The organism is Paenibacillus sp. GP183, from assembly GCF_900104695.1.
GTDB lineage: Bacteria > Bacillota > Bacilli > Paenibacillales > NBRC-103111 > Paenibacillus_AI.
In genome coordinates this window covers 3,630,214-3,642,867 of sequence record NZ_FNSW01000001.1, presented here as the reverse complement: position 1 = coordinate 3,642,867, position 12,654 = coordinate 3,630,214, and the positions used below count along the sequence as shown (strand labels likewise).

Here is a 12,654-nt window from a genome sequence, read left to right as displayed (position 1 = left end):
CATATGTATGGGTGAAAGTATAAACCTAGATATATGCTCTTTTTACTTCATGATTTGACTTTCATCTTATTTGTATTCAACACAGCGAACTGAATGATATAAATAAGAGAAGTTAAAAAGGAAATCGCAATCACGAACCATAAGTAAACGATGGCAAAACGGGTTTCAAACACAATGAATAAAATAGCCGAATAATAGAGCACGGTCGTCAGCTTCCCCCAAATATTGGCGGGCAGAGTCTGTTTGCCGCGAAAGTGAATAAAGGCTGAACCGATAATCATGCCGAGGTCTCTGATCAAAATCGCCAAAGCCGCTTCCCACGGGATCATACCTGACAAGAGCAGCGAAATGATCACCGCCAGCATCATGGTTTTATCGGCGAGTGGATCCAGCATGACTCCAATCTGTGTGACCAAGCCTCTGGAACGCGCCCAGTAGCCGTCCACAATATCCGTTAGTCCGGCCACAACCAATATAATGAACGCCGTCTTCGGATATCCCTCAAAAAAAACGATCAAATACACAGGAATGAGAATAAATCGGCTTAACGTCAATAAATTGGGGACATTCAAGCGGTTTCACTCCTTAGAGTTTAGCTTTAGCTAAACTGGCTTCGAAAGCGTTACTGAGTTTTGCTTTGGTAATCCTTAAGAACCTTTATCCATTATAACTTGCTAGTTGCAAAAATAAAACTCCCTTAGCGGGAGTTGTTCGGGTTGTTTGATGTGTTCGGGTCAGCGAGTAAACACCAGATCGTACAAATGCTTCCAGGTGTTCATATGGAGCATTTCAGCTGCGGGTTGTTTTCCAATCTTGGCATAACCCACATAGAGACCGACGGCCAATGCCACTATGCAGAGGAAGGGAACTCTAAGAAATTTAAGGATAGTTAAGATGATAATCGCCCATATAGGCTTGATTTTTTTTGTTTTTTGGGGTTTCAATGAAGCTTCTGTCGTTTCAAGCTTGTCAGACATAGGGTTACTTTCCCCACTTTCCTTCTCAGCCACGTAAGTTATTGGCCATATTCATCATGGTGTCAGAGGAAGTAATCGCACGGGAGTTTAATTGAAAGGCTTTCTGTACCATCACAAGTTCAGTCATTTCATCAGACATATTTACATTGGACTGCTCCAGATAGCCCTGCATAACTTCCACCCGGTCTGCGACGTTCCCAGCATTTCCATTCAGATTTTGCAAAATGTCTTGAGTATTTGCAATTCCAGCCGGCAACGAAAAGATATTATCCCCGACTTCGCGTAAAAGCTGCGGTCGAACAACGCGAACAAGCTTAATTTGGCCTACATTGATCGGCGGTGCTGTATGATCTATTTCATTATAAGCGAGTACATTTCCGCTCTGGTCAATTGAGGGGCGGAAGCCTATTGGAATACGAATCGGGTTCCCTGTTGTATCAACAAGAAAATGCCCGTCAGCCATCGCCATCGTCATGGTGCCTTGATTATCCGGGCTTAAGCTAAAAGCGCCGTTGCGAGTCCAAGCCGGTTGGAACACCTGATTGCCCGTAGCAGGGTCAATTGCGGAAACGGCCACCTCGAACAAGCCGTCCCCTTGAATCGCCAAATCCGTCACATTACCGGTGGGTTGGATCGGACCTTGCGCCATGTTCGTTTGAACCTGGACAAGCCTCGAGCCCCACCCTTGGTTAAAACCGAGAGGAGACAGTCTTCCCTGCCGCCGAAAGCCTTCCGGCTGATTATTGATGTTGGTTAGAACGTCTTCAAAGGAAGCTTCCTTCTTTTTAAAACCAACGGTATTCGAATTAGCAATATTATTCGCCAGGATATCGAGCTTCTGCTGCAAGCCATTCATCGAAACTGACGAGTTGATCATCGAATTGTTCATTTTCGCATCCTCCTTACACTCGGCCTACATCGTTGACTGTCTTCTCCATGCTTTTGTCGTAAAACTGTATGACCTTTTGATTGGCTTCATAGGCACGAAGGGCTGACATCAAATCAACCATGGACTGCGCGGCATCTACGTTGGAACGCTCGATGTACCCTTGTTTGATCTCGACTTGGTCTCCTTGGGCCACGGCTGTAACGGTAGCTTCATCACCCGGATTGATCCGGTATAATCCATTCCCTTCGCGGAGCATCAGGTTCGGGTTTTCCGCTCTGGAGATCAGCAAGCCTACAGGTTGTCCAGCCGCATTCAGGATCGGTTGACCGGCCTCATCCAAAAACTCGCCTTTATTGGTTACTTTAATGTTGCGAATCGGCAGGTTTGTAGCGGGATTGATCAAAATTAGAGGTTGTCCATCTCGGCCGAGTACAGTATGGCCTTCGGAGTTTGCCAAACGTCCTGTGGAATCTACGGTGAATTTACCGTTAAGGGAGTATCGGCGTTCGCCCGCTTGATTCTGCACCGTAAAGAGCGCTTGCGGCTGCTGTATCCAATTGCCGTTAGCATCAATGAACTTGCCGGTGGCATCGAACTGCACATTCGGAACTTGAAGATTGGACACAACGGCAAAATCGTAAGGATTTTGTGTTTCCTGCAGATCACCTTGGGTATGTATCGCAATATTCTCTTCAGCAAAAACGCCGGTGTTCAATCTGCCGATCTGAGCATTGGCAGGAATGTCTTGTCCACCCCGGATGCGTGAAATCAGCATCTCCGGAAACGAACGGGAGAGCGAATTCCCCTGCTTAAAGCCAGGTGAGTTGATATTGGCGATATTATTTGTGATGGTGTCATGCCGACGCTGCTCGGAAATCATGCCTGACGCTGCCGTATATAAGCCTCTTAACATACCTTCACCCCTAGACCAGCTTCCGTTTGCTTACTCTATCCAAATTATCGAGCATGATGCCCGTGCCTTTAACTACACAATGCATAGGGTCTTCCGCGATTAATACTGGAACTTTAAGCTCATCGGAAAGCAGCTGATCGAGTCCGTGCAAAAGCGCTCCACCGCCTGTAAGGATGACGCCTCTATCAATAATGTCGGCCGACAGCTCCGGTGGCGTTTGTTCCAGCACGCTCTTGGCTGCGGTGACGATGGATGATACGGGATCCCACAAGGCTTCCTGAATTTCATTGGAATGAATGGTGATGGTAAGCGGCAGTCCCGTCACCATATCTCTTCCGCGGATATCCATCTCTTCATAACGCCCATGCGGATATACCGTTCCGATTTTCACCTTGATGTCTTCACTGGTCCGTTCCCCGATGAGTAGCTTGTATTTGTTCTTGATATATTTCGTGATCGCCGCATCGAAGGTATCGCCGGCAACTTTAATGGAAGAGGAGGTCACGATGTCGCCCATGGATAGCACGGCTACATCCGTGGTGCCTCCACCAATATCTACAACCATGTTGCCGCTCGGCTGATATATATCCATGCCGGCCCCAATAGCAGCCGCTTTGGGTTCTTCTTCCAGGAATACTTCTCGGGCACCGCTGCGCTCTGCCGCTTCACGAATCGCCTTTTGCTCGACGGAGGTAATATTGGTCGGCGCGCATATCAGGATTCTCGGGTGAGAAAACCAGCGCTTGCCGCCCACTTTGGTAATAAAGTACCTCAGCATCATTTCCGTAATTTCAAAGTCGGCGATGACTCCGTCTCGTAACGGCCGAATGGCGACGATATTCCCAGGGGTACGGCCCACCATGCGGTAGGCTTCATCGCCAACGGCCAGTACACGCTTCGTATCGCTCTCAATGGCAACCACGGATGGCTCATTGAGCACAACACCGCGTCCTTTTACGTGAATAAGCACGTTTGCGGTGCCGAGATCTATTCCAATGTCCTTGCTCAACATTTCTAAATAATCCTCCCTAAATCAACCGTTCATGAAGAGTAGAATCGGCGTTCCATGTATGTTGGTCCTAATTATATGCTAAATTCGCTATGAATGCTTGAATTCCTCTTTTTAGGGTGTTTATTCGACAAAATTCTCAAGACTTTAACGCGATTAGAGCTTCGGCTGGTCTGGGATGCTTGGTTTTGCGATATTTGATTTTTGTAGCTTCGCCTCCTCTGAGATGCCGGATGGATTTGTGATACTCCAATATGTGCTTCACCTGATTGGCCAGGTCCGGATTAATCTCCGGCAATCTTTCCGTCAGATCCTTATGCACCGTGCTCTTGGATACGCCGAATTCCTTGGCAATGGTACGAACGGTGTGCTTGGTCTCGACAATGCAGGTACCGATCTTAATGGTCCGCTCTTTGATGTAATCGTGCAATCCCCTCGCCTCCCTACTCGAGATAGTTTGGTACATTATATGAGGGGCAGGACTATATATTCTACGTAGCCAAGCCTGACAAGCTGAATTCGTACATTTATTTGTAAAAAGCAAAAAAGGCCGTCCCTGCCGCAGATGAAATCTGCAGGGGGACAACCTTTTTTTTAATTAGCGCTTATCAATGTTTCCGGATTGAGAGCTGGTCCACCCGCGCCTTGGCGCACTTCGAAATGAAGATGGATGCCTTCTTCTTTTTCCAATTCATTGCGGCCGGCTTTGGCGATCACATCGCCTTTTTTCACATCCGCATTTTTAGCGACGGATACTTCACCCAAGCTCTGATACACGGTAACGAGTCCGTTGCTGTGTGTAATCTCTACCAAATTGCCGACGACTGGATTTTGTTCCACGGCTGTGACTTTACCGCTCAAAGCGGCGAATACATCAAAGGTTCCGCCATCCGGCTTCTGAAGATCGACACCTACGTGTGGAGTAAGAGTGTCGCCGTACACAATCATAGCAGCTTGTCTTACCTCATTGCTCGCCTTAGTGTCATAAAAAGGGAGCGAAGTGGTCAATTCTTTCATGTCCTTTACGGGCCATTGCATGGATTCCGCTTTTGTCGATACGGCTAAAGCATCAGGGGTTTTGGATTTGTCGACCGTTGATTCATTCGTCACTTTAAGCCCAAGATCCTTAGTAGCCGCTTTCTTGCCGACGTCTTGATAGACCCACATGAAGGTTAAGATAATTGCCGCTGCTGCCATATACGCTGCTGGAAATACCCACTTCTTCGCAAGCAATCTCTTCCATGGGGATGTGACGATTGGTGCTCCTTGAACAGTTTTAGGAGCTTCTTCCTTCGTCTGTAAACCTTGTTTTTGATCATTCATGGTTATCACCTCAATAACCATTCTTGACACTTTCAAAAGTTTTATACTTGAAAGAACATATTTTTATAGAATATCAGAAGCTCTAGCTATTGAAATCCCTTTATAATAGTATTTAACAATATCTTCAGCGGTTTTTCCTGCAAGGGCCATTCCCTGTGCACCCCATTGGCTTAACCCGACGCCGTGCCCGAAGCCATAGGTGGTGAACTCTATCTGTTCGCCTCTCCATTTCCAATCAAACTGCGAGGAGGCCAGTCCCAGTTTTTCTCTCACTTCGCGGCCTGAAAAGATTTTGCCCCCTATGCTTATGGATTTGACACGGTGTCCCGTTGATGTTTCCAGTATCTTCATTCCTGTTTTTTTGCTGCTTGAAGATGATATACTGGCCACCCCAAGCTTTTGCTGAACCGTTTTATAGGGGATGGCCACTTTTTCTTGATAGCGCGGCGATAGAGAGATGTCCCAAGGGCTGGGGACGCTTACCAGATAAGGTACCTTTACATTCCAATACTCATCGGCATTCTCGGTATATCCATTGCTGGTTGAAAAAAAGGTAGCATTGATCGGTTTATGGTCATAGACGAGGATCATATCCTTCGTTTCTTCCACGGCTCTATTAATCTTATCCAGATTGGCGGCCGATGGGCTGTTCTCCCATTTATGGGATAAATCTTGCTGGCTGATATAGGCTTGGTGCGTCGTTGTATCCGTAACCCAGGCATCGCGGCTGGGCACTTCGCTGAAATCTTGTTCCGCTATGCGCCTCACGATGTAAGTTCTAGCTGCCAATGCCTGTGCTTTTAAGGCCTCCAGTTCGAACTCAACCGGCATTTCAGCAGCTATGACTCCTTTTACATAAGCCTCCAAAGAGACGGATTCAATCGAGGCTTTCTTCGTAAGATAAACGGGAATCATTAAAGGCGGCTTGGCTTCCGCTGTTTGAGCATCTTTACCTCGAGTTTCCTTGCTTGGCTGAGTATAGGCCGAGTGACTCGGAATCTTCTTAACTAGCAATCCTGGAATGATCATAGTGACCATAAGCAGCAGCGACAACCAAAAAGCCACCCATAGGATGACCCTTGGCGCAGGTTTTTTTTTCTTTTTGCGCATCTCCTAGTGCCTCCATCTTCTGTTCACTACTGGAACATTATATGAATGGCAATGATAGAAAAGTACAAAAAATAAAAGCCGATCCCCTGAGAGATCAGCTCTGATTGAACCCCTATTAGGCTAGAGAAGGTTGTACGGCAAAATAGGTCTGTTCCGGTTCATATTGCTCGGATTCCTGTGTGGTGACTCTAAACACATCTGCACCCAGCCCGCGAAGCACGCCTGCAATATCCACATAACCACGGTCAATATGGTGCAATCCGGTTATTTCTGTTTCACCTTCCGCAACTAAAGCGGCTAGAAGCAGTGCTGCACCAGCTCTTAGATCCGTTGCGCAAACCTTGGCGCCTTTCAATTGGGTATTGCCGGAAACGACAGCTGTTCTGCCTTCAACTCGGATCTGAGCATTCATATGTGAGAATTCATCCACATGCATAAAACGATTTTCAAAAACCGTCTCCGTCATCAAGCTGGTTCCGTCTGCAATCATTTGCAAGGCCATCATCTGGGATTGCATATCGGTGGGGAAGCCAGGATAAGGTAAGGTTTTGACGTCGACGGCTTGAAGAGGTTTGTCCGCGATAACGCGAATCCCGTTCTCATCCTCCTCGACAATCACTCCCATTTCCTGCAGCTTGGAAATTACGGGTCGAAGGTGGTCTCCGATAGCATTCTCAACATATATATTGCTTCCAGTGATAGCTGCTGCAATCATATATGTACCCGCTTCAATTCGATCTGGTATGACTGTATGTGTGGCCCCGCGTAATTTCTCTACCCCTTTAATCCGAATGACACCCGTTCCTGCTCCGCGTACCGTAGCACCCATGGCATTTAAATAATTAGCCAAATCTACAATTTCGGGTTCTTTCGCTGCATTCTCGATTGTGGTTGTTCCTTTGGCCAAGGTGGCCGCCATCATGATGTTCTGTGTAGCGCCCACGCTGGGAATGTCTAGATAAATCTTGGCGCCTTGGAGTTTGTCCTTCACTCTGGCTTCAATATAGCCCTGTCCCAAAACAATTTCCGCTCCCATGGCTTCGAAGCCCTTGAGATGCTGGTCAATCGGTCTTGTTCCTATCGCACAGCCTCCTGGCAAGGAAATTCTGGCTTTACCCACTCTCGCCAGCAGAGGACCCATAACCAGGAAAGAAGCTCTCATTTTACGTACAAGCTCATATGACGCTTCAAAGGTCGTGATGTTTTTGGCGCGAATCCGAACCACTTCTTGCTTGTACTCAATCGCTATGCCCAAGCTCTCTATCACTTGATTGATGACTGATACATCTTCAAGGGGAGGCACATCCATAATGATGCTTTCTCCATCAGACGCCAGAATCGAGGCTGCAATAATCGGAAGAACCGCATTTTTGGCACCGTTTATTTTGACCTTTCCAGCTAACTTTCGGCCACCGCGGACGATAATTTTGCTCATCTTAGATCCCCCCGCGAACTAATTTTTGTTTTATAAACATGGATTAAACATTTTATAATTGAATGAATCACACCTGTCCGGATGCTTGCCATTTGGCCCAAGACAGTTGCCATTCATAACCTTCGAATGCAATCTGCAATTTGGAGGCGTATCCTCCATTTTAGACAAGTAATCTGCGCAATATTCGATAATATCCCCTAAAACATAAGTTTTAAGCCTATCGACAGATTCAAATACTGCACGAAAAAACTGGCAACCAGATGTCCGAGCGCGATCGATAAAAGAATTTGAAGCAGCTTGGCCGCAGCACTCCTGGGCTTTTTTAGAAACAGGTCGAAACGAAATTCCTGCAGCGCCCACCACGAGAGAGCTATGCATAATAAATAAACCCCAATGTAGAGTATTGCCGTAGTTGCGGCTCCGGTCAAGCCTGGTACTTGAGAGGTCATCTTCTCTTCCTCTTTCTCTTATCGATTCAAAATTCGGTCAAGCAGCATGGCAAATTCCGCCCGTGTGGCTTGCTCTTCGGGACGAAAGGTTACATCAGGGTAGCCGCTGATCCATCCATCCGCCCACATTTGCTTCAAAATTCCAACGCCCCAGTACTCATTGCTTACATCTGTAAAAGGAGAATCGCCCCGCCGTTTGCCTGCCATGTTTAACCTTTTCGCCAGCATTTGCGTCATTTCCATACGGGTTAAAGTACGGTCTGGCTGGAAAGATTGGTCTGGATACCCTTCCACCAAACCGGCTTGCTCCGTTTTGGCGATATACGAATAGGCCCAATGCTCAGGGTTCAGGTCGGTATACTGGATGTCCCGCAGCTTGGTCAATTGAAAGGCTTTGACCAGCATGGCAGATGCCTCTGCTCTTGTAATGGGACGGTCCGGTGCGAATCGGTAATTGCCATAGCCGCTGATCAGCTCTTTGCGGGTTAAATTGGATATTGGATCTGCAGCCCAATGTCCGCTAATATCTATATACCCACTATTTAGCAAATAGACACCTGCCTTAAAGTGATACATTTGATCCAGGAACGATTCATTGGCTCGAAGTTTTATATAATAAGTCCCGGCTGGGAGCTTTTGTTCGACGAAAAGCGAGGAATTCCCTGTCAGATTCTGGAACGAAAATTTCTCGTTTAAGCTGTTGTCATAGAGTGTGCCATAGAGGGTTCGGTCCAACGGAATATTGGTAACACTAAGCTGAGTCAAGCCTTCGTTAGAGAGCCGAACCTCAAACCAGTCCTCATCTTGATTCGAATGAAACAAGCCCGGATAATCCGTAAACAATCCGGCAAAAGTAGCCTGATAGGGTTTATCATTAGGCTCATTCGGATCCAAAAGCTTGGGTGTATACTCAATCGAAAGTGTATATTCTCCGGTAATAGGTTCCGAAAAATCCTTTGCATTGCTGATACGGATGTAATAGTCACCTGGCAATAGCTCCATTTCAGGGGTTATTTCTGTGGCCCCGTCGCCGGCTTGGTCGATCGTCATTGATTTTTCGCCTTTTTTCTGAAAAAGAATCACGGGATCGATCCGTCCAGTGTCTACGGAGCATCGGATCCGCAGCGTACCCGAGGTTGCGAGCGGGAGCATAAACCAATCGACGTCCCCTTTCTGATGAAAGGTGCCGCGAATCGTCTGTGTTCTAGCCGGCAAAGTAAACGCTTGATACTGCTTATCGTTATTCTCGAATTGATCACGGTAGATTTGGAATTCGGTCTGAAGGGAATAATTAAGAGAGGTGAGCCTCTGTCGGTCCGCGGTCTGAAGCTGAAGATAGGTGCGGCCTTTTTTCACCTCAATGCTCGTCGGTGCTGTTCCAGCAGAGTAGGTTATCCCACTGCCGGTCAATGCGGACTCCGCACGCAGCAGGATCACAGTGCCATCCGCGGAACGAATTGTCACCTTCACCGTTCCGTCGTAGGGGCAGTCCATCACAAACCAATCCTGATCCTGACCTGAGCTTAAGGAGGAATGGATAATAGCTTGAACCGGTATGGAGGAGGCCTGCTGCTTGCTGTTATTCGGCTCAAACCGATCGGGATTAAACGGCTTGGTCAGCGCCAAATCCGCGCGGAGCAGCCCATACCCTGTTGTAGCATCCCAACCTGGCGTCTCCAGGTCTTCAGCGGACTGCAGCAATTGTTCCCTTACTTGCAAAGGGGTCATTTGCGGATATTTGCCCAGCAAAAGGGCTGCGACCCCAGCAACCTGCGGTGCAGACATTGAAGTCCCGTCTTTGTATTCATACCCACCGCCGAGCTTGGTGGTGAATACGTCCCAGGGCGCAACAAGGTCCAGCTCAGGCCCGAAGTTGGATCGGTAATCCGCATGCTTGTCGGCGGTCACACCGCCCACGGCAAGGACCGTCGGATAGGCCGCGGGATACTTGATGCTCGTGCCCTCGTTGCCGGATGCGGCTACGAGCAGCACATGATGATCCTCGGCATACTGAATCGCTGCCGACAATTCGTTTGAGGACTTGTTCAGTCCCAAAGAGAGCACCACAATTTGGGCACCATGGTCCACTGCATAGCGGACGCCTTGGCCGAGCTTCAGTTCTCCGCCCGTGCCGTCAGACTCCAATGCTTTGATGGGCATGATCTTCGCATTAGGCGCTATGCCAGCTATACCTTTATCGTTATTGAGCGATGCTGCGATGATTCCCGCCACATTTGTTCCATGTCCGTTATCGTCTAAGGGCTTAGTACCCGGATTTATGAGGTTGATACCGTCGACTAATTTGCCTTCCAGGTCGGGATGCGTGAGATCGACGCCGGTGTCCACAACCGCTACAATCACGGAGGATGAGTTTACACCTGCCGCAGCCCAAGCTGCATCGATGTGAATCAGGTCGAGGTAAGTTTGTTTGACCCTCATGGGATCAGTCGAAAGCGAAGGGGCTGCTTGCACCTGAACCGTGATTCCTGCACCTTCCACAGCAAGTATGATGCAAATTAGCAGTATCAGTTGATAAAAGCGATTCATAAGCTCAGGTCCTTCTGTTTGAATATGTAGGTCTATCCTAATCATTCTCTATTATAGACGTTGATACCTTCCTGATCCGTTCAAAAAATTGAAAAACTTATTCTCGGTATCATATACACATTTTAGCAGCTGTTTAAAACAACTTCGGTGTTAGAAATCGGCAGCCCTTCAGCTCAAGTGAGGAAACTTCGACCCATCGACCCTTAATGATGAGAAACGTGCGATCCCATTTTGGAGTGTATGCTGTGGCTAGTTTCGTTGAAAATGGGGTGTGATAGTAGTATCAGGGCTGTCCGATGGAGTGAACATTGCATTTTCGTACAGTAGAAAATGAGATACAACTCATTAACATGACAAAGTTCGAGGACACTCACCAATTACAGTTTATGAAATGCATTGTTTTTGAGTGACAACACCTCAAACCCTCATATATCCAAAAAAAAGCCCCTTTCCCCGTGAGCGGGAAAGAGGCCTTTATCGAATAGATTACTGTACAATAAAATCCTTGGCCAAGCTGAATATTTGCTCAATATAATTCAGCAGCACTTGCGGGAAGAATCCCATCGCGACACCAGCCAGCGCACACAGCCAAGCTGTAATCGAGAGAGTATCGGAGTTCTTCACTTCACTTGCTTCAATATTGCTGCGCATGAACATTTGACGGATTATCCCGAAGTAATAATAGAATGAGACAACACTCGTGATGATCATCAGCGCACCCAGCCAATATTTATGGGTTTGCATCGTGCCGAGGATGATGTAAAGCTTCCCGAAGAATCCGCCAGTTACCGGAATACCGGCTAGAGAAAGAATGATCAGAACCATCGCGGCGGCGGTGTAAGGCGCCCGATAATACAGCCCGGCGAAGCCTTTGATTTCATCATTCCCGGTGGATGGCTGAACGATCATTAGTACGGCGAACGCTCCAATGTTCATAAACAAGTAGGCGATCATGTAATAAATGAACTCTGAGAAGTTGCTGTAATGAACGAGCGAAAAGTAGCTGCCTATCGGAACCAGCAGGTAGCCAGCATTGGCGATACCGGAATAAGCCAGCAGCCTTTTCATATTCGATTGTTTCAGAGCGATAAAATTTCCCGCTACCATAGCAATAGCGGCTAGCACGGAAATCGCCAGGAAGACATCTTCCTGAATATGACTGTCCGGGTAGCTGTTAAAGGCGAACAGAACGTACATGATGCGGAATAAAATCGCGAAACCGGCAGCTTTGGAGACAACGGCCAGAAAAGCGGCAACCGGTGTCGGAGCTCCTTGATAGACATCCGGCGCCCAGCTGTGGAACGGAGCTGCTGCGATCTTAAAGCCGAAGCCTGCCAGCAGCAGGAAGAAAGCGACATAGATCAGCGACTCGTAATGGGCCAGCGAAGGACCTATGGATCCAGCGATGTCCATCAAATTGGTGGAGCCTGCGATTCCATAGAAGAAGGACATTCCATACAAGATAATAGCGGATGAGATTCCGCCCATTACGATATATTTGAACGCTCCTTCATTGGATTGATCATCCATCTTGCGCATGGCTACCAATAAATAAGAGGTTATGCTCAGCAGCTCGAGACCCACATAGAGCGTAATGAGATCTCCGGATGAAGCCATAATCATCGCGCCAAGTGTGGCGGGAAGATAGAAATAATAGTATTCCCCGATGTGCGGAATGTCCTTTGGTTTAATGGCACCCAAGCTCATAAAGATCACAAGTCCCGTACCCGTGAGAAAGATGATCTTCAAGAGATTCCCGAAATCATCCACCCGGTAGCTTTGATTCAAGAGCTGAATCGGCTCCGCGGGATTCATCTGCATAAACACAAAGACCATCGAGACTAGAACGCCAAGCAGGGACAGCCAGCCTATGAAGGTTCGGCTTATTTTGTCAGGCAGCAGCAGATCAAGCAGCGAAAGAATGATTGCCGTGATTATGAGGGTAATCTCGGGAAGCAGATGCAGCATATCTGCGGCATGGAGTCGAAGCTGTTCCATCGGT

General features: G+C 47.7%; 12 protein-coding genes. All 12 read right to left on the bottom strand.

What is annotated here, in order from left to right; all coding sequences use genetic code 11:
• Nucleotides 1-47: 47 nt before the first annotated feature.
• On the bottom strand, nucleotides 48-572 hold the full coding sequence (locus tag BLV33_RS17985; RefSeq protein ID WP_090794633.1) for a CDP-alcohol phosphatidyltransferase family protein: 525 nt from the start codon (nucleotides 570-572) through the stop codon (nucleotides 48-50).
• Nucleotides 573-734: 162 nt separating this feature from the next.
• Nucleotides 735-977 (bottom strand): DNA-directed RNA polymerase subunit beta, encoded by a 243-nt coding sequence (locus BLV33_RS17980; RefSeq protein WP_090794632.1) that lies wholly within the window; start codon nucleotides 975-977, stop codon nucleotides 735-737.
• A 25-nt stretch (nucleotides 978-1,002) separates the two neighbouring features.
• Nucleotides 1,003-1,866 (bottom strand): flagellar hook-basal body protein, encoded by an 864-nt coding sequence (locus BLV33_RS17975; RefSeq protein ID WP_090794631.1) that lies wholly within the window; start codon nucleotides 1,864-1,866, stop codon nucleotides 1,003-1,005.
• 13 nt (nucleotides 1,867-1,879) lie between these two features.
• Nucleotides 1,880-2,779, bottom strand: coding sequence for a flagellar hook-basal body protein (locus BLV33_RS17970; protein ID WP_090794630.1), 900 nt, complete (start codon nucleotides 2,777-2,779; stop codon nucleotides 1,880-1,882).
• A gap of 10 nt (nucleotides 2,780-2,789) precedes the next feature.
• The gene (locus BLV33_RS17965) at nucleotides 2,790-3,791 is read right to left on the bottom strand and encodes a rod shape-determining protein (RefSeq protein WP_090794629.1); all 1,002 of its coding nucleotides are present in this window, start codon (nucleotides 3,789-3,791) and stop codon (nucleotides 2,790-2,792) included.
• 136 nt (nucleotides 3,792-3,927) lie between these two features.
• The gene (gene spoIIID / locus BLV33_RS17960) at nucleotides 3,928-4,218 is read right to left on the bottom strand and encodes a sporulation transcriptional regulator SpoIIID (protein WP_090794628.1); all 291 of its coding nucleotides are present in this window, start codon (nucleotides 4,216-4,218) and stop codon (nucleotides 3,928-3,930) included.
• 164 nt (nucleotides 4,219-4,382) lie between these two features.
• Nucleotides 4,383-5,111 carry a M23 family metallopeptidase gene (locus BLV33_RS17955; protein WP_090794627.1) on the bottom strand — a complete coding sequence of 243 codons (729 nt, stop codon included), beginning with the start codon at nucleotides 5,109-5,111 and terminating at the stop codon, nucleotides 4,383-4,385.
• 63 nt (nucleotides 5,112-5,174) lie between these two features.
• Nucleotides 5,175-6,221 carry a stage II sporulation protein D gene (gene spoIID / locus BLV33_RS17950; RefSeq protein WP_090794626.1) on the bottom strand — a complete coding sequence of 349 codons (1,047 nt, stop codon included), beginning with the start codon at nucleotides 6,219-6,221 and terminating at the stop codon, nucleotides 5,175-5,177.
• Nucleotides 6,222-6,336: 115 nt separating this feature from the next.
• Nucleotides 6,337-7,656: a UDP-N-acetylglucosamine 1-carboxyvinyltransferase gene (gene murA, locus BLV33_RS17945; RefSeq protein ID WP_090794625.1), complete on the bottom strand. Its 1,320-nt coding sequence runs from the start codon at nucleotides 7,654-7,656 to the stop codon at nucleotides 6,337-6,339.
• 197 nt (nucleotides 7,657-7,853) lie between these two features.
• Complete coding sequence (locus BLV33_RS17940) at nucleotides 7,854-8,105, bottom strand: DUF1146 family protein (protein ID WP_090794624.1); 252 nt, start codon at nucleotides 8,103-8,105, stop codon at nucleotides 7,854-7,856.
• Between the two features lie 18 nt (nucleotides 8,106-8,123).
• Complete coding sequence (locus BLV33_RS17935) at nucleotides 8,124-10,652, bottom strand: S8 family peptidase (protein WP_090794623.1); 2,529 nt, start codon at nucleotides 10,650-10,652, stop codon at nucleotides 8,124-8,126.
• Between the two features lie 486 nt (nucleotides 10,653-11,138).
• Entirely contained in the window at nucleotides 11,139-12,650 is a 1,512-nt protein-coding gene (locus BLV33_RS17930) for an NADH-quinone oxidoreductase subunit N (RefSeq protein ID WP_090794622.1), read from the bottom strand.
• Nucleotides 12,651-12,654: the final 4 nt, after the last annotated feature.

What these genes read in the sequence shown, in the direction of transcription:
- BLV33_RS17980 (WP_090794632.1), bottom strand. Translation starts at nt 977, where the DNA reads ATGTCTGACAAGCTTGAAACGACAGAAGCTTCATTGAAACCCCAAAAA.
- BLV33_RS17975 (WP_090794631.1), bottom strand. Translation starts at nt 1,866, where the DNA reads ATGAACAATTCGATGATCAACTCGTCAGTTTCGATGAATGGCTTGCAG.
- BLV33_RS17970 (WP_090794630.1), bottom strand. Translation starts at nt 2,779, where the DNA reads ATGTTAAGAGGCTTATATACGGCAGCGTCAGGCATGATTTCCGAGCAG.
- BLV33_RS17965 (WP_090794629.1), bottom strand. Translation starts at nt 3,791, where the DNA reads ATGTTGAGCAAGGACATTGGAATAGATCTCGGCACCGCAAACGTGCTT.
- BLV33_RS17955 (WP_090794627.1), bottom strand. Translation starts at nt 5,111, where the DNA reads ATGAATGATCAAAAACAAGGTTTACAGACGAAGGAAGAAGCTCCTAAA.
- spoIID (WP_090794626.1), bottom strand. Translation starts at nt 6,221, where the DNA reads ATGCGCAAAAAGAAAAAAAAACCTGCGCCAAGGGTCATCCTATGGGTG.
- murA (WP_090794625.1), bottom strand. Translation starts at nt 7,656, where the DNA reads ATGAGCAAAATTATCGTCCGCGGTGGCCGAAAGTTAGCTGGAAAGGTC.
- BLV33_RS17940 (WP_090794624.1), bottom strand. Translation starts at nt 8,105, where the DNA reads ATGACCTCTCAAGTACCAGGCTTGACCGGAGCCGCAACTACGGCAATA.
- BLV33_RS17935 (WP_090794623.1), bottom strand. Translation starts at nt 10,652, where the DNA reads ATGAATCGCTTTTATCAACTGATACTGCTAATTTGCATCATACTTGCT.
- BLV33_RS17930 (WP_090794622.1), bottom strand. Translation starts at nt 12,650, where the DNA reads ATGGAACAGCTTCGACTCCATGCCGCAGATATGCTGCATCTGCTTCCC.